Consider the following 16,189-nt stretch of genomic DNA (forward strand, 5'->3'; position numbering starts at 1 on the left):
CGCGCGGGCGCCGGGCCCCGCGCCGCCGCCCCGCACTCGCGCCGCGACCGCCTGCAGGCGAGGCCGGTTTCCCCCTGCAACCGCCGCGGGCGGGCCTTGCCGCGCCCCAGCATCGACAGGCGGGCGCGAATCGCCCGTCAGGCGCGTTTCCGCTGCGTCTGCGAAAAGCCGTCGCCCGTTGTGATCACAGCCCTTGAGCGTGTGATCACAGACGTCGGTTTTTCGGCTTTGCGCGAAAGAGTCGATTGCGGCGGGCGCTCGGGCGCGTCTAAAAGGCGCCGAAGGCCGGATCGCCGGCGACGGGGCCCGCCCCCTGCGGGGGCTCGACCCATGCGCGCCGCCGCGACCCGGCTCCCGAGGGAGAACCGCGGAAGGGTGCGATCGACATGAACATCCACGAATACCAGGCCAAGCAGCTCCTCAAGGAGTATGGCGCGCCGGTGGCCGACGGCCGGGCCGTGACCCGGGCCGAAGAGGCGAAGACCGCCGCAGGCGCCCTGGACGGCCCCCTGTGGGTGGTGAAGGCCCAGATCCACGCGGGCGGCCGCGGCAAGGGCAAGTTCAAGGAAGCCTCCGCCGGCGAGAAGGGCGGCGTGCGCCTCGCGAAGTCGGTCGAGGAAGCGGCGGAAGAGACCGCCCGCATGCTCGGCCGCACGCTGGTGACCCACCAGACCGGCCCGGCCGGCAAGCAGGTCAACCGCATCTACATCGAGGACGGCGCGGACATCGAGACCGAGCTCTACCTCGCGCTGCTCGTCGACCGCGACACCTCGCGCATCTCGTTCATCGCCTCCACCGAGGGCGGCATGGACATCGAGGAGGTGGCCGCCCACACGCCCGAGAAGATCGTCACCTTCTCGGTCGACCCGGCCTCGGGCGTCTCCGCCTTCCACGGCCGCAAGGTGGCCTTCGCGCTGGGCCTCAAGGGCCAGGCGTTCAAGGAGTGCGTGGCGCTGGTCTCCAAGCTCTACAAGCTGTTCGTCGAGAAGGACGTCAGCCTGCTGGAGATCAACCCGCTGATCGTGATGACGGACGGCCACATCCGTTGCCTCGACTGCAAGATGAACTTCGATTCCAACTCGCTCTACCGCCAGCCCGAGGTGTTCTCGCTGCGCGACGAGACCGAGGAGGATCCCAAGGAGCTCGAGGCCTCCAAGTACGACCTCAACTACATCGCGCTCGACGGCGAGATCGGCTGCATGGTCAACGGCGCCGGCCTCGCGATGGCGACGATGGACATCATCAAGCTCTACGGCTCCGAGCCCGCCAACTTCCTCGACGTGGGCGGCGGCGCGACCAAGGAGAAGGTGACCGAGGCCTTCAAGATCATCACCTCCGATCCGCAGGTGAAGGGCATCCTGGTCAACATCTTCGGCGGCATCATGCGCTGCGACGTCATCGCCGAGGGCGTGATCGCCGCGGTGAAGGAGGTCGGGCTGAAGGTTCCGCTGGTGGTCCGGCTCGAGGGCACCAACGTCGACCTCGGCAAGAAGATCATCGGCGAGAGCGGCCTGAACGTGATCGCGGCCGACAACCTGTCGGACGCGGCCGAGAAGATCGTCAAGGCGGTCAAGGGCTGAGGCCTCCGGGGCCTGCGGGAGACGCTTCACGGCGATGACGCTCGACGTCTGCACATACGAGAACCGGCCGAACGAACTCGTGGCCCTCAAGCTCCTGGTCCTGAGCCTCGCTCGCCAGGAGCCGGAGGCGCGGGTTCACGTTCCCACGGCCGGGATGCCGCAGGCGTCCCTCGACTGGCTTTCCGGCCAGGCGAACGTGGCGCTCCATCCGGAGATCGAGCTCGACGGCAAGGGCTGGGACGTCAAGCCGTCGATCCTGATCGGCCTTCTCGAGGGCGGTCTGGAGCAGGTCGTGTGGATGGACGCCGACATCATCGCGGCGCGGCCGCTGGGGGACCTGTTCTCCGGCATGGGCCCGGAGACGCTGGGCGTCGCGGACGAGGCCTGGCGGCCCCGCCGCGTCGGCACGCGGATCCGGGCGCAGGCCCATGGCCTGCCCGGCCTGACGGAGCTGGGGTTCACCGCGAACACCTGCATCGTCCGGGCGACCCGAAGCCATCTGAGGCTGCTCGAGGACTGGCTGGCCCTGCTGAAGGGGGACGCCTACCGCGCCGCCCAGGCGGGCCACTGGGCCGAGCGTCCGTTCCACCTTCTGGGCGACCAGGACCTGCTGAACGCCGTGCTCGGCGCCCGCCCAGGGGCGGAGCGTCAGGTGCGCCGGGTCCGGAGCGGGCGCGACATCGCGCACTGCTTCCTGGACATGGACTACACGTTCGGCGAGCGGGTGCGGGCCGCGGCGTCGGGGGGGCTCCGGCTCTACCACGCCCACCGGTCCAACCCGTGGCTGCGCAAGGCGGCGGGCGTCGCGCCCGATTTCTCGCGGGCGACCTCGCCCTACAGGATCGCGGCGAAACGCTACGCGGCCGAGCTGGAGCCCGAGGAGCGGACCTGGCTGGAGAACGACGGACCGTTCGCCGGCCTGGCGCAGCGCCTGTCCTTCGGCCGCCCCGACCTGGCGGGCCTTGCGCCCGCCGCCCGCGGGAGCTTCAGGCGGGCCCTGTCCCGCGCGAAATCGAACTGGGTCCGGGCGTGCCAGGCGCGTGCGCCTCGACCGGACGCGGCAATCGCCGAACAGAAACAGATCTAGACCGTCCGTCGGCGGCGCCGACGCGGTCCAGCTTGCGAGGAAGACACGAACATGGCCGTACTCGTCGATGAAAACACCAAGGTGATCTGCCAGGGCATCACCGGCTCGCAGGGCACCTTCCACACCGAGCAGGCGATCGCCTACGGCACCAAGATGGTCGGCGGCGTCACGCCGGGCAAAGGCGGGATGGACCATCTCGGCCTGCCCGTCTTCGACGGCGTGATCGAGGCCAAGGAGCGCACCGGCGCCAACGCCTCGGTGATCTACGTGCCGCCGCCCTTCGCCGCCGACTCGATCCTCGAGGCGATCGACGCCGAGATGGAGCTGATCGTGTGCATCACCGAGGGCATCCCGGTGCTGGACATGATGAAGGTGAAGCGCGCGCTGCAGGGCTCGTCCTCGATCCTGATCGGGCCGAACTGCCCCGGCGTGATCACCCCGGACGCCTGCAAGATCGGCATCATGCCCGGCCACATCCACAAGCGCGGCAAGGTCGGCGTCGTGTCCCGCTCGGGCACGCTGACCTATGAGGCGGTGCTGCAGACCACGGTGGCGGGCCTCGGCCAGTCGACCTGCATCGGCATCGGCGGCGACCCGATCAAGGGCACCGAGCACATCGACGCGCTGGAGTGGCTGCTGGGCGACCCCGAGACCGAGGCGATCATCATGATCGGCGAGATCGGCGGCGCCGCCGAGGAAGAGGCCGCGCAGTTCATCGCCGACGAGGCGAAGAAGGGCCGCGCCAAGCCGATCGCGGGCTTCATCGCCGGCCGCACGGCCCCTCCGGGCCGCCGCATGGGCCACGCGGGCGCGATCATCTCGGGCGGCAAGGGCGGCGCCGAGGACAAGATCGAGGCCATGAAGTCCGCCGGCTACGTGGTCGCCGACAGCCCCGCCGGTCTCGGCGAGGCGGTTCTCAAGGCCATGGGTCGCTGAGCGCAAGGCGACGGGGGGCGGGATCGCCGCCCCCCGTCCCCCTGGAGGTCGCGGGATGCCGATATTCAGGCACGACGGGAAGCTGCACTACTTCGCGCATGTGCCGAAGTGCGCCGGCATTTCCGTCGAGACATACCTGGAGGCGCGCTTCGGCCCGCTCGCCATGCTCGACAACGGATTCAACCCCCGTCCGCGCAACCGACGCTGGACCAGCAGCTCCGCGCAGCATGTGGCGGTCGCGGACCGCGACACGCTGTTTCCCGCGGACTGGTTCGCCTCGGCCTTCGCCGTGGTGCGCAACCCCGTGTCCCGCTTCGCCTCCGCCTACAACTTCAACGCGCTGCGGCTGAACTGGATGCCCCCGGGCATGAGCCCGCTGGAGTGGCTCGAGGAGCACGTGGCGTTCGAGCCGATCTGCCCGTTCTACAACGACAACCACCTCCGCCCGCAGAGCGCGCTGGTCCCGCAGGGCGCGCGCGTCTTCAAGCTGGAGGACGGGCTGGAGGCGATCCCCCCCTGGCTCGACGAGATCACCGGCGAAACGGCGCCGGAGCTGTCGATCCCGCGCACCAACGAGATCCTCGACGGCGCGTCCGACTATTTCGACAAGCAGCCCCTGCCCGAGGCGGCGATCGCCCGGATCGAGGCGCACTACGCCGAGGACTTCGAGCGCTTCGGCTACGGCCGGCCCGCGAAGACCCCCTCGGTCTACGTGCCGCGCAAGGCCGCGCCGGCGGGATCGCCGATGGCGCGCCGGGGCCGCGGCCGCTCGCTGATGAAGCGCCGGGCGTGGAAGCGCCTGGTGGTCGCCACCCAAAGACCCATCTTGCTGCCATGAGCCTTTCGGCGCTTCCCAACGCCCATGGCGGCGCATACGTGGGGGCCGCAGCCGCGCGCCCCGACGCACCCGCGCAAGGCGATCGCCCTATGCGGCGTTCGCGCGAGCTGCGATACGATCGTCCGGCCAGGGGCTCGCGCTCCTGTTCCAGAAACCCAAGGGAGGGCGCGCGCGCGCCTGCACAGCCATGACGGACCAGAGCCCCAACAAGGCGTTCCACTCCTCGTCGTTCCTCCAGGGCCACAACGCGGTCTTCGTCGAGCAGCTCTATGCGCGCTACGCGAAGGACCCGTCCTCGGTGGACGAGAGCTGGCGGAAGTATTTCGAGAGCCTGGGCGACGATCCCGCGGCCGTCGAGGCCGAGGCCGCCGGCCCGTCGTGGGAGCGCGCCGACTGGCCGCCGCAGGACTTCTCCGAGCTGACCGGCGCCCTGACCGGCGAATACGGCCCCCTGCTCGACCGCTCCCCCAGGGAGCTGGGCGAGAAGATCGCCGCCAAGGCCAAGGCCGACGGCAAGCCCGCCTCGGCCGCCGAGATCAAGCAGGCGGTGCTGGACTCGGTCCGCGCCATCATGCTGATCCGCAACTTCCGCATCCGCGGCCACCTCGCCGCCGACCTGGATCCGCTGGGCCTGACCGCCCGCACCCCGCACCCCGAGCTCGACCCGCGGACCTACGGCTTCGCCGAGGCCGACATGGACCGGCCGATCTTCCTCGATCAGGTGATGGGGCTCGAGACCGCCACGATGCGCGAGATCGTGGCGCTGGCCTCGCGCACCTACTGCGGCACCTTCGCGCTGCAGTACATGCACATCTCCAACGCCGAGGAAGCCGGCTGGCTGAAGGAGCGGATCGAGGGCTACGGCAAGGAGATCCAGTTCACCAAGCAGGGCCGCCGCGCGATCCTCAACAAACTGGTCGAGGCCGAGGGCTTCGAGAAGTTCCTCCATGTCAAATACATGGGCACCAAGCGCTTCGGCCTGGACGGCGGCGAGGCGCTGATCCCCGCCATGGAGCAGATCATCAAGCGCGGCGGCGCGCTGGGCGTGAAGGAAATCGTCATCGGCATGCCTCACCGAGGGCGTCTCAACGTCCTGGCGGCCGTGATGGGCAAACCCTACCGCGCGATCTTCCACGAGTTCCACGGCGGCTCGGTCACCCCGGACGAGGTCCAGGGTTCCGGAGATGTGAAGTATCACCTGGGCGCCAGCTCGGACCGCGCCTTCGACGGCAACTCGGTGCACATGTCGCTGACCGCCAACCCCTCGCACCTCGAGGCGGTGAACCCGGTCGTGCTCGGCAAGGTGCGCGCCAAGCAGTACCAGCTGCATGACGAGGACCGCATCGCCGTCCTGCCGATCCTGCTGCACGGCGACGCGGCCTTCGCCGGCCAGGGCGTGGTGGCGGAGTGCTTCGGCCTCTCGGGCTTGAAGGGCCACCGCACCGGCGGCACCATCCACATCGTGGTGAACAACCAGATCGGCTTCACCACGGCGCCCCACAACTCGCGCTCGTCCCCGTACCCGACGGACATCGCGCTGATGGTCGAGGCGCCGATCTTCCACGTGAACGGCGACGACCCCGAGGCGGTGGTCCACGCCGCCAAGGTCGCGACCGAGTATCGCCAGAAGTTCCACAAGGACGTGGTGCTGGACATCTTCTGCTACCGTCGCTTCGGTCACAACGAAGGCGACGAGCCGATGTTCACGCAGCCGCAGATGTACAACAACATCAAGCGGCACAAGACCACGCTGCAGCTCTATACGGACCGTCTGATCGCCGACGGCCTGATCCCCGAGGGCGAGATCGAGGACGAGAAGGCGCGCTTCCAGGCCTTCCTTTCCGAGGAGTTCGAGACCGCCAAGGAATACCGTCCCAACAAGGCCGACTGGCTGGACGGCAAGTGGTCGGGCATGGGCGCGGGCGAGGGCGAGTACCAGCGCGGCGCCACCGCCGTCCCGATCGAGCGCCTGCGCGAGGTCGGCGAGGCGCTGACCACGATCCCCGACAGCGTGAAGGCCCACAAGACCGTGGCCCGCGTCTACGAGGGCCGGCGCGAGATGCTGGAGTCGGGCAAGGGCATCGACTGGGCCTTCGCCGAGGCGATGGCCTTCGGCACCCTGCTGGCCGAGGGGCACCCGGTGCGCCTCGCCGGCCAGGACTCGACGCGCGGCACCTTCTCGCAGCGCCACTCGGGCATCGTCGACCAGCAGACCGAGGAGCGGTACTTCCCGCTCAACAACATCAAGTCCGGCCAGGCCCAGTACGAGGTCGTGGACTCGATGCTCTCGGAATACGCGGTGCTGGGCTACGAATACGGCTACTCGCTGGCCGAGCCCAACACGCTGACGCTCTGGGAGGCGCAGTTCGGCGACTTCGCCAACGGCGCCCAGATCATGATCGACCAGTTCGTGAGCTCCGGCGAGCGCAAGTGGCTGCGCATGTCCGGCCTGGTGATGCTGCTGCCCCATGGCTACGAGGGCCAGGGGCCGGAGCATTCCTCCGCCCGCCTCGAGCGGTTCCTGCAGATGTCGGCCGAGGACAACTGGATCGTCGCCAACTGCTCGACCCCGGCGAACTACTTCCACATCCTGCGCCGGCAGATCCACCGCACCTTCCGCAAGCCGCTGGTGATCATGACGCCGAAGTCGCTGCTGCGGCACAAGAAGGCGGTCTCGACGCTGGAGGATCTGGCGACCGGATCGTCCTTCCACCGGGTGCTGTGGGACGACGCCGAGATGGGCGGCGGCTCGGAGATCGCGCTGAAGCCGGATGCGGAGATCAAGCGCGTCGTGATCTGCTCGGGCAAGGTCTACTACGACCTGCTCGAGAAGCGCGACGCCGAGGGCCGCGACGACGTCTACCTGCTCCGGCTGGAGCAGTTCTATCCGTTCCCCGCGATCTCGCTGACCAAGGAGCTGTCGCGCTTCAAGGACGCCGAGATCGTCTGGTGCCAGGAGGAGCCCAAGAACCAGGGCGCCTGGACCTTCGTGGAACCGAACATCGAATGGGTGCTGGGCCGCATCGGCGCCGCCAGCGGACGGCCGCGCTATGCGGGTCGTCCGGCCTCGGCGTCGCCGGCGACCGGCCTCGCCTCGAAGCACAAGCAGGAGCAGGAGACGCTGGTCTCCGACGCGCTCGGCTGACGGGAGACTGAGAAGATGGCTGTTGAAGTGAGGGTCCCGACCCTCGGCGAGAGCGTCACCGAAGCGACCGTGGCGACCTGGTTCAAGAAACCGGGCGACGCCGTGGCGGTGGACGAAATGCTGTGCGAACTGGAGACCGACAAGGTCACCGTCGAGGTTCCCAGCCCCGCCGCCGGCGTGCTGGGCGAGATCGTCGCCGCCGAAGGCGACACCGTGGGCGTCGACGCCCTGCTCGCCACGGTCGAGGAAGGCGAGGGCAAGGCCCCCGCGCCGAAGAAGGCCGAGCCGAAGCCGGAGGCCAAGGCCGAGCCGAAGGCCGAGGAGGCGCCCGCCTCCGCCGACGCCGGCGGCGAGACCGTCGAGGTGAAGGTGCCCAGCCTGGGCGAGTCCGTCTCCGAGGCCACCGTCTCGACCTGGTTCAAGCAGGTCGGCGACGAGGTCGCGGCCGACGAGATGCTGTGCGAGCTCGAGACCGACAAGGTCTCGGTCGAGGCGCCGAGCCCCGCGGCCGGCGTCCTGGCCGAGATCCTGGTGGCCGAGGGCGACACGGTCCAGGCCGGCGGCGTGCTGGCCAGGATCACCGCCGGCGCCTCGGCGGGGGCCGCGAAGCCCGCGCCGAAGTCCGACGACGCGCCCGCGGCGGCCCCGGCCTCCGGCAAGAAGGACGTCGAGGACGCGCCGTCCGCCAAGAAGCTGATGGCCGAGAAGGGCCTGACCCCCGACCAGGTCAAGGGCACCGGCCGCGACGGGCGGATCATGAAGGAGGACGTCCAGAAGGCGGCCTCCGGCGCCTCCGCCCCGGCGCCCGCGCCGCAGCCCGCCCAGGCGCCCCGCGCGCCGGTCGCGGCCTCGGACGCGGACCGGGAGGAGCGGGTGCGCATGACGCGCCTGCGCCAGACCATCGCCCGCCGCCTGAAGGACGCGCAGAACACCGCCGCCATGCTGACCACCTACAACGAGGTGGACATGAAGGCGATCATGGAGCTGCGCGACGAGTACAAGGGCGTCTTCGAGAAGAAACACGGCGTGAAGCTCGGCTTCATGTCCTTCTTCGTGAAGGCCTGCGTGCACGCCCTGAAGGAGGTGCCCGAGGTCAACGCCGAGATCGACGGGACCGACGTCGTCTACAAGAACTACTACCACATGGGCGTCGCCGTCGGCACGCCCAACGGGCTGGTGGTTCCGGTGGTGCGCGACGCCGATCACATGGGCTTCGCCGACATCGAGAAGAAGATCGGCGAGCTGGGCGTGCGCGCCCGCGACGGCAAGCTGTCGATGGCCGAGATGCAGGGCGGCACGTTCACGATCTCGAACGGCGGCGTCTACGGCTCGCTGATGTCCTCGCCGATCCTCAACCCGCCGCAGTCGGGCATCCTCGGGATGCACAAGATCCAGGAGCGTCCGATGGTCGTCGGCGGCCAGATCGTCATCCGCCCGATGATGTACCTGGCGCTGAGCTACGACCACCGGATCGTCGACGGCAAGGGCGCCGTGACCTTCCTGGTGCGGGTCAAGGAGGCGCTGGAGGATCCCCGGCGCCTGCTGATGGACCTCTGAGGCCGACCCGATGCTCCAGCCCGTCCGCCGCGCGATCGTCGCCGCCATAGGCGGCGTCGCCATCGCCTCCGTGGCGGCGGGCTGGGGCCTCTGGCTTTCCTGGGGCGCGACCGGCTGGCCGGGCCTCGACGCTTGGGCGCAGGGCGTCGACCCGCGGGACGCGCTCCTGTTCTGCGCCAACCTGATGCTCGTGGGCGGGTCTCTCGCGACGCTCGCGCCGGGGCTGCTGCCGACGACGGCCGTCCCCCCGGCGGAGGCGGCGCCGGCCGGCCCGGTGGGGCGGCGGACCGCGCTCGGGCTTCAGCTCGGCGTGGGCGCCCTCCTGCTGGCCTGCATCCTGCCCTACGCCGTCGGCGCGCCCGCGTGGTCGCCGTTCGCGATGGTCCGCAGCGTCGCGCCCGACTGGGGCCTGCTGGCGGTCGGCTCGCTGATCGCGACGCTGTCCGGCGGCCAGTGCCTCCGCCGCGCGCTGCGCGCCCCGACCGCGACCGCGGCCGGGATCTGAGACGGGAGACGCAGCCATGCCCGAAACCGTCCCCCTCGGCGGCTCCGAAATCACTGTGCTCGCGCTGGGCGGCCTGCTGCTGTTCGTCCAGTTCGTGCTGATGGCGGTTCCGGCCAACCTCCAGCTCGGCCCGGGCAAGACCATGGGCCCGCGCGACAGGCCGCTGGAGCTGACCGGCAAGGCCGGGCGGCTGCACCGGGCGCTGTCGAACATGCATGAATCGCTGCTGTTCTACGCGGTGGCGGCGGTGTCGGTGACCCTGCTGGGCGCGGCCTCGCCGCTGACGGCGGCCTGCGCGTGGATCTGGCTCGCGGCCCGCGTGCTCTACGTCCCCGCCTACGCCTTCGGCTGGACCCCCGGCCGCTCCCTCATCTTCGCGGTGGGCAACGGCGCCGCGCTGCTTATGATCCTCGTCGCGCTGCTCGGCTGAGAGCGCGCGGCCCGAACCCGCGGGCGATGACCCGCAAGGAGGACCCAATGTCCGAGACCGAATTCGACCTGGTCGTCATCGGCGGCGGCCCCGGCGGCTACTACTGCGCGATCCGCGCCGCCCAGCTGGGCCTGAAGACCGCCTGCGTCGAGGGACGCGGCACGCTCGGCGGCACCTGCCTCAACGTGGGCTGCATCCCCTCCAAGGCGCTGCTGCACTCGTCCGAGCTGGTGCACGAGACCGGCGACAACTTCGCCAAGATGGGCATCTCGGTCGGCGAGGTCTCGGTCGATGTGGCCAAGATGCTCGAGTACAAGCAGGGCGTGATCGACTCCAACACCGGCGGGATCGAGTTCCTGTTCAAGAAGAACAAGGTCACCTGGCTGAAGGGCTACGGCAAGATCACCGGCAAGGGCCAGGTCGAGGTCTCGGGCGAGTCCGAGGGGACCTACAAGGCCAAGAACATCGTCATCGCCACCGGCTCCGACGTCGCCGTCCCCCCCTTCGTGGAGCTGGACGAGGAGCGCATCGTCTCCTCCACCGGCGCGCTGGAACTGAAGGAAGTCCCCAAGAAGATGGTCGTCATCGGCGCCGGCGTCATCGGGCTGGAGCTCGGCTCCGTCTGGCATCGGCTGGGCGCCGAGGTCTCGGTCATCGAGTATCTCGACCAGATCACCCCCGGCATGGACGGCGAGATCTGCAAGACCTTCCAGCGCACGCTGAAGAAGCAGGGCATCGACTTCACGCTCGGCGCCGCGGTGCAGTCGGTCGAGAAGGGCGAGCGCCTGACCGTGACCTACAAGCTGCGCAAGGACGACAGCGAGCACACGATGGAGGCCGACGTCGTCCTCGTCGCCACCGGCCGCAAGCCCTACACCGAGGGGCTCGGCCTCGACGACATGGGCATCGAGCTCGACAACCGCGGCCGCATCGTGGTGGATCAGCACTTCAAGACCCGGCTCGACGGCTGCTACGCCATCGGCGACGTGATCGCGGGCCCGATGCTCGCCCACAAGGCCGAGGACGAGGGCGGCGCGGTGGCCGAGATCATCGCCGGCCAGGCGGGCCACGTGAACTACGACGTGATCCCCTCGGTGATCTACACCAGCCCGGAGGTCGCAGCCGTCGGCAAGACCGAGGAGCAGCTGAAGGAAGAGGGCCGCGCCTACAAGGTCGGCAAGTTCCCCTTCATGGGCAACGGCCGCGCCAAGGCGAACCTGGTGGCCGACGGCTTCGTCAAGATCCTGGCGGACAAGGAGACGGACCGCATTCTCGGCTGCCACATCATGGGCCCCGCCGCCGGCGACCTGATCCACGAGGTCTGCGTGGCCATGGAGTTCGGCGCCGCGGCCGAGGACCTCGCCCGCACGTGCCACGCCCACCCCACCTTCTCCGAGGCGGTGCGCGAGGCGGCGCTCGCCTGCGGCGACGGCGCCATCCACGCCTGACGGCCGCCCCCCTCCGCTGATCCCACGCCCCGCCGCTCCACCGCGGCGGGGCGTCCGCATTCCCACCCCCCGCGATCCGGGTGGACAGCCGCCCCGCGGCGCCCGAGGCTTCGCCCGCTCGCCCGGCGCCCCGCCGGCCGGGCGTTGCGGAGGCCGGGCCCGCGCCGGCCCCCCTCCGCCTGGAGGGAGGACCGCGCGATGACCACCCCGATGCGGCTGGAGGGCGAGATCGCCTTCGAGGTGACCTCGGTCGGCCCCGAGCGTTCGCTCGGCGAGATGCCGGTGCAGCCCGGCATCCTCAACCCGTTCGGCACCGTCCATGCCGGCGCGCTGATCTGGTTCGCCGACGTGCTCGCCACCCGCCACGTCTTCGGCGCGGGCGAGGTCGAGGCGGGCATGGCCTCCTTCCCCGTGGCGGTGACGCTGAACGCGCAGCTTCTCTCGAACCGCTCCGACGGGGTGCTGAGCGGGGAGGCGCGATGGGTGAAGCAGGGCCGCCGCGTCTCGACCGTGCGCACGCTGGTCACGGGGCCCGACGGCAAGGTCCTGCTCGATCTCACCTCCACCCACGTCTCCGCGCGCTGAGCCGCGCCGGCGCTCCGGCCCGGGGTCGGCGGGGGTGGGCGGGCGGGAGCCGACGCCGGGTCGGAGCGCCGGCGCGGCGCCCCCGCCGCTACGTGGCGTCACAGCCGCTTTCGCGCCGCATCCACGCATCGACGCGCCCGGAATTCCCTGCCATTCTCGCGCCCCGAGGCCGCCGCGCGCGCGCCGACCCGGAGACCCCGCCATGCGCCTGCGCCACGAAACCGAGGCCGACCACGACACCGTGCGCCGCGTGATCGAGGCCGCCTTCGGCCGCGAGGACGAGGCGCATCTGGTCGACCGCCTGCGCGCGGAAGGCGACGCCGCGATCTCGCTGGTGGCCGAGGTCGACGGGCGCATCGCCGGCCACGTGATGTTCTCGCCCATGCGCAGCCCCGCGGGCGCGCTGGGCCTCGCCCCCGTCTCGGTGCGCCCGGACCTGCACGGGAACGGCATCGGCGGCGCCCTGATCCGGGAAGGGCTGGAGGAGGCGCGCAAGCGCGGCTTCACCGCCTGTTTCGTGCTCGGCGACCCGCCCTACTACACCCGCTTCGGCTTCACGCCCGAGCGCGCGCGCGGCTACGCCACGCCCTTCGCCGGCCCCTTCCTGATGGCCCTGGACCTGACCCCCGGCGCGCTTTCGGGCGAAGGCGAGCTCGCCTACGCCCGCGCCTTCGACGATCTCGCCGAATGACAGCCTTTCTCCTGCAGCGCGCCTTCACCCTCGCGCTGACGCTCCTCGCCGCCACCGTCGCCATCTTCCTGCTGCTCGAGGTCGTGCCCGGCGACCCGGCGCTGACCATGATGGGCATGAACGCCGATCCCGCCGCGGTCGAGGCGCTGCGCGAGCAGCTCGGCCTCAACGCGCCGCTGGTCGAGCGCTACCTGACCTGGATGGCCGACATGCTGCGGGGCGATTTCGGCACCTCCTACACCTACAAGACGCCCGTCACCGAGCTGGTGCTCGAGCGTCTGGTGGTCACCCTGCCGCTGACGATCTATGCGCTGACCCTCTCGACGCTGATCGCCATCCCGGCGGGCATCGCGGCGGCGGCGCGGCGCAACTCGCCGGCGGATCTCACGATCATGGGCATCACCCAGATCGGCATCGCGGTCCCGAACTTCTGGTTCGCGATGCTGCTGGTGATCCTGTTCGCCTCGGTCCTGCAGATGTTCCAGGCGGGCGGCTTCCCCGGCTGGGACGCGGGCTTCTGGGCCGCGATGAAGTCCCTCACCCTCCCCGCCATCGCCCTCGCCCTGCCGCAGGCGGCGATCCTGACGCGGATCATGCGCTCCTCGCTCCTCGACGCGATGGGCGAGGACTATGTGCGCACCGCCCGGGCCAAGGGCCTGACCCGCGCCCAGGCCCTGCGCCGCCACGCGCTTCGCAACGCGCTGATCCCGGTGCTGACCATCATCGGCATGCAGTTCAGCTTCCTGATCACCGGCGCGATCATCATCGAGAACGTGTTCTTCCTGCCCGGCCTCGGCCGGCTGGTCTTCCAGGGCGTCGCCCAGCGCGACCTGATCGTGGTGAAGTCGGTCATCGTGCTGATGGTCTTCGCCGTGGTCATCGTCACGCTGCTCGTCGACATGGCCTACGCCATCGTGGACCCGCGCCTGCGGGAGGGCCGGCGATGAGGATCTCCGCCTCGCTCCTGGTCGGGGGCCTCCTCTCGGCGATGTTCATCGTCGCTGCGCTCGTCAGCTACCTCTGGACCCCCTACGACGTCGAGAAGATGGCCGTCGTCGCCCGCCTGAAGCCCCCGGGGGCCGAGTTCTGGTTCGGCACCGACCATTTCGGCCGGGACATCTTCTCGATGGTCATGGTCGGCGCGCGCACCTCGATCGCGGTGGCGCTGGTGGCCGTCGGCATCGGCGCCGTCTTCGGCGTGCCGCTGGGCCTGCTGGCGGCGGCCAACCGCGGGGCCTGGTACGACGAGCTGATCATGCGCTTCAACGACCTGGTCTTCGCCTTCCCCGCCCTGCTGCTGGCGATCCTGTTCACCGCCACCCTCGGGCCCGGCGCCGTCAACGCGATCCTCGCCATCGGGATCTTCAACATCCCCGTCTTCGCCCGCCTCGCCCGCGGCGCGGCGCTCAGCCTGTGGACCCGCGAATACATCATGGCCGCCCGCGCGGCCGGCAAACGCTCGGCCCGGATCTCGGCCGAGCACATCCTTCCCAACATCCTCAACCTGCTGATCGTGCAGGCGACGATCCAGTTCAGCCTCGCGATCCTCGCCGAGGCGGGCCTGAGCTACCTCGGCCTCGGCGCCCAGCCGCCGATCCCGTCGTGGGGCCGGATGCTGTCCGAGGCGCAGACGATGATCTACGTGGCGCCCTGGTTCGCGATCTTCCCCGGCCTCGCCATCGTGCTGACCGTGCTGGGGCTGAACCTGATGGGCGACGGCCTGCGCGACTGGCTGGACCCCAAGCTGAGGCGCGCCCGATGAACCTTTTGGAGATCGACCGCCTGAGCCTCTCCATCGGCGGCGTCCCGATCCTGCGCGACGTCAGCCTCTCCATCGCGCCGGGCGAGTGCCTCGGCCTGGTGGGCGAGAGCGGCTCGGGCAAGTCCATGACCGCGCTGTCGATCATGAAGCTCCTGCCCGGCGGCTCCGAGATGTCCGGCGCCATCCGCCTCGACGGCGAGTTGATCTCCGCCTTCGGCGAGCGCGAGATGTGCAACCTCCGCGGCGCCCGCGTCGGCATGGTGTTCCAGGAGCCGATGACGGCCCTCAACCCCCTCAAGACCATCGGCGAGCAGGTGGCCGAGGTCATCCGCATCCACGGCCAGTCCCGCGACCCGCGCGAGGCCGCGAAGGAGGCCCTCGCCCGCGCCGGCCTGCCGCCCGAGCAGTTCCCGCTCGACCGCTACCCCCACGACCTCTCCGGCGGCCAGCGCCAGCGGGTGGTGATCGCCATGGCCGTCGCCCTGCGCCCGCGCCTGCTGATCGCCGACGAGCCGACCACCGCGCTGGACGTCACCACCCAGGCCGTGATCCTCGACCTGCTGAAGACCCTGGCGAAGGAGGACGGCGCCGGCCTGCTGATGATCACCCACGACCTCGCCGTCGTCGCCGACATGGCCGACCGCATCGCGATCATGAAGCACGGCGAGGTGGTCGAGCAGGGCGAGACCGCCCCCCTGTTCCGCGCCATGTCGCATCCCTACACCCGCGCCCTTTTCGCCGCCTCCACCCACCGCCCCGAGCGCCACGGCCGCGCGCCGGGCGCCGAGGTTCTGGGCGTGCGCCAGGTGGTCCGCGACTACCGCCTCCCCCGCAAGCGCATCTTCGAGGCCCGCCGCCTGTTCCGCGCCGTCGACGGCGTGGACCTGACCATCCGCGCCGGCGAGAACGTGGGCCTGGTCGGCGAGAGCGGCTGCGGAAAATCCACCCTCTCCCGCGCCATCCTGGGCCTCGAGGGCATCCAGTCCGGCGAGATCGCCCTCGTCGGCCGCCCCTTCGGCCCCGACGCCCCCTCGGCGTCGCGTCGCGACGTGCAGGTGGTGTTCCAGGACCCCTACGGCAGCTTCGACCCCCGCTGGAAGGTCGCCGACCTGGTCGCCGAGCCCTTCCACCTGGTCGACCCCAAGCCCCCTCGCGCCGAGCGCCGCCGCCGGGTCGAGGCCCTGCTGGAGCGCGTGGGCCTGAAAGCCTCCGACGCCGACAAGTTCCCCCACGAGTTCTCCGGCGGCCAGCGCCAGCGCATCGCCATCGCCCGCGCCCTGATCACCGAGCCCAAGCTGGTGGTGCTGGACGAGGCGGTCTCGGCGTTGGATGTCTCCGTCCGCGCGAGGATCCTGGACCTGCTGGCGGAGCTGTCGGAGACGCTGGACGTCTCCTATCTCTTCATCAGCCACGACCTGCACGTGGTCCGCGCGATCACCGACCGGGTGATGGTGATGCAGAAGGGCAGGATCGTGGAGGCCGGCGAGACCGAAGCCGTCTTCTCCGCCCCCCGGCACGCCTACACGCGCCAGCTCCTCGCCGCGACGCCCGACCTCGAGGCCGCCCTCGCCCGCCGAGAAGCCGCCGCGGGGTAGGGCGCATTTCAATGCGCCGTCTGCGGGCCG

General features: G+C 70.5%; 14 protein-coding genes. All 14 read left to right on the top strand.

What is annotated here, in order from left to right; all coding sequences use genetic code 11:
• Positions 1 to 386 precede the first annotated feature (386 nt).
• The 14 genes from sucC to BM064_RS09585 all read left to right on the top strand — a co-directional run bounded on the left by sucC (position 387) and on the right by BM064_RS09585 (position 16,159).
• The gene (gene sucC / locus BM064_RS09520; protein ID WP_092859528.1) at positions 387 to 1,580 is read left to right on the top strand and encodes an ADP-forming succinate--CoA ligase subunit beta; all 1,194 of its coding nucleotides are present in this window, start codon (positions 387 to 389) and stop codon (positions 1,578 to 1,580) included.
• A gap of 34 nt (positions 1,581 to 1,614) precedes the next feature.
• Complete coding sequence (locus BM064_RS09525) at positions 1,615 to 2,667, top strand: glycosyltransferase family protein (RefSeq protein ID WP_092859529.1); 1,053 nt, start codon at positions 1,615 to 1,617, stop codon at positions 2,665 to 2,667.
• Between the two features lie 51 nt (positions 2,668 to 2,718).
• The gene (sucD, locus tag BM064_RS09530; protein WP_092859530.1) at positions 2,719 to 3,603 is read left to right on the top strand and encodes a succinate--CoA ligase subunit alpha; all 885 of its coding nucleotides are present in this window, start codon (positions 2,719 to 2,721) and stop codon (positions 3,601 to 3,603) included.
• Positions 3,604 to 3,658: 55 nt separating this feature from the next.
• A complete protein-coding gene (locus tag BM064_RS09535; RefSeq protein WP_092859531.1) occupies positions 3,659 to 4,441 on the top strand; it encodes a sulfotransferase family 2 domain-containing protein in 783 nt (260 codons plus the stop codon).
• 187 nt (positions 4,442 to 4,628) lie between these two features.
• Positions 4,629 to 7,586: a 2-oxoglutarate dehydrogenase E1 component gene (locus tag BM064_RS09540; RefSeq protein ID WP_092859532.1), complete on the top strand. Its 2,958-nt coding sequence runs from the start codon at positions 4,629 to 4,631 to the stop codon at positions 7,584 to 7,586.
• 15 nt (positions 7,587 to 7,601) lie between these two features.
• Entirely contained in the window at positions 7,602 to 9,143 is a 1,542-nt protein-coding gene (gene odhB / locus BM064_RS09545; protein ID WP_092859533.1) for a 2-oxoglutarate dehydrogenase complex dihydrolipoyllysine-residue succinyltransferase, read from the top strand.
• A 10-nt stretch (positions 9,144 to 9,153) separates the two neighbouring features.
• Entirely contained in the window at positions 9,154 to 9,648 is a 495-nt protein-coding gene (locus BM064_RS09550) for a hypothetical protein (protein ID WP_092859534.1), read from the top strand.
• 16 nt (positions 9,649 to 9,664) lie between these two features.
• On the top strand, positions 9,665 to 10,078 hold the full coding sequence (locus BM064_RS09555) for an MAPEG family protein (RefSeq protein WP_092859535.1): 414 nt from the start codon (positions 9,665 to 9,667) through the stop codon (positions 10,076 to 10,078).
• Between the two features lie 47 nt (positions 10,079 to 10,125).
• Positions 10,126 to 11,526 carry a dihydrolipoyl dehydrogenase gene (lpdA, locus tag BM064_RS09560; protein WP_092859536.1) on the top strand — a complete coding sequence of 467 codons (1,401 nt, stop codon included), beginning with the start codon at positions 10,126 to 10,128 and terminating at the stop codon, positions 11,524 to 11,526.
• Between the two features lie 198 nt (positions 11,527 to 11,724).
• Positions 11,725 to 12,111, top strand: a complete 387-nt coding sequence (locus BM064_RS09565; protein WP_143103295.1) for a PaaI family thioesterase — start codon at positions 11,725 to 11,727, stop codon at positions 12,109 to 12,111.
• A 202-nt stretch (positions 12,112 to 12,313) separates the two neighbouring features.
• Positions 12,314 to 12,802: a GNAT family N-acetyltransferase gene (locus tag BM064_RS09570; protein ID WP_092859537.1), complete on the top strand. Its 489-nt coding sequence runs from the start codon at positions 12,314 to 12,316 to the stop codon at positions 12,800 to 12,802.
• Complete coding sequence (locus BM064_RS09575; RefSeq protein ID WP_092859538.1) at positions 12,799 to 13,749, top strand: ABC transporter permease; 951 nt, start codon at positions 12,799 to 12,801, stop codon at positions 13,747 to 13,749. Before BM064_RS09570 ends, BM064_RS09575 begins: the two co-directional genes overlap by 4 nt.
• Positions 13,746 to 14,564, top strand: coding sequence for an ABC transporter permease (locus tag BM064_RS09580; RefSeq protein ID WP_425426154.1), 819 nt, complete (start codon positions 13,746 to 13,748; stop codon positions 14,562 to 14,564). The genes BM064_RS09575 and BM064_RS09580 overlap by 4 nt, the downstream gene beginning before the upstream one ends.
• Complete coding sequence (locus tag BM064_RS09585) at positions 14,561 to 16,159, top strand: ABC transporter ATP-binding protein (RefSeq protein ID WP_092859539.1); 1,599 nt, start codon at positions 14,561 to 14,563, stop codon at positions 16,157 to 16,159. Before BM064_RS09580 ends, BM064_RS09585 begins: the two co-directional genes overlap by 4 nt.
• Positions 16,160 to 16,189: the final 30 nt, after the last annotated feature.

It is taken from the genome of Albimonas pacifica, from assembly GCF_900113695.1.
Taxonomy (GTDB): Bacteria; Pseudomonadota; Alphaproteobacteria; order Rhodobacterales; family Rhodobacteraceae; genus Albimonas; species Albimonas pacifica.

Bases quoted from the DNA above. Each gene is read 5' to 3' on its own strand.
- sucC (WP_092859528.1), top strand. From the start codon at position 387: ATGAACATCCACGAATACCAGGCCAAGCAGCTCCTCAAGGAGTATGGC.
- BM064_RS09525 (WP_092859529.1), top strand. From the start codon at position 1,615: ATGACGCTCGACGTCTGCACATACGAGAACCGGCCGAACGAACTCGTG.
- sucD (WP_092859530.1), top strand. From the start codon at position 2,719: ATGGCCGTACTCGTCGATGAAAACACCAAGGTGATCTGCCAGGGCATC.
- BM064_RS09535 (WP_092859531.1), top strand. From the start codon at position 3,659: ATGCCGATATTCAGGCACGACGGGAAGCTGCACTACTTCGCGCATGTG.
- BM064_RS09540 (WP_092859532.1), top strand. From the start codon at position 4,629: ATGACGGACCAGAGCCCCAACAAGGCGTTCCACTCCTCGTCGTTCCTC.
- odhB (WP_092859533.1), top strand. From the start codon at position 7,602: ATGGCTGTTGAAGTGAGGGTCCCGACCCTCGGCGAGAGCGTCACCGAA.
- BM064_RS09550 (WP_092859534.1), top strand. From the start codon at position 9,154: ATGCTCCAGCCCGTCCGCCGCGCGATCGTCGCCGCCATAGGCGGCGTC.
- BM064_RS09555 (WP_092859535.1), top strand. From the start codon at position 9,665: ATGCCCGAAACCGTCCCCCTCGGCGGCTCCGAAATCACTGTGCTCGCG.
- lpdA (WP_092859536.1), top strand. From the start codon at position 10,126: ATGTCCGAGACCGAATTCGACCTGGTCGTCATCGGCGGCGGCCCCGGC.
- BM064_RS09565 (WP_143103295.1), top strand. From the start codon at position 11,725: ATGACCACCCCGATGCGGCTGGAGGGCGAGATCGCCTTCGAGGTGACC.
- BM064_RS09570 (WP_092859537.1), top strand. From the start codon at position 12,314: ATGCGCCTGCGCCACGAAACCGAGGCCGACCACGACACCGTGCGCCGC.
- BM064_RS09575 (WP_092859538.1), top strand. From the start codon at position 12,799: ATGACAGCCTTTCTCCTGCAGCGCGCCTTCACCCTCGCGCTGACGCTC.
- BM064_RS09580 (WP_425426154.1), top strand. From the start codon at position 13,746: ATGAGGATCTCCGCCTCGCTCCTGGTCGGGGGCCTCCTCTCGGCGATG.
- BM064_RS09585 (WP_092859539.1), top strand. From the start codon at position 14,561: ATGAACCTTTTGGAGATCGACCGCCTGAGCCTCTCCATCGGCGGCGTC.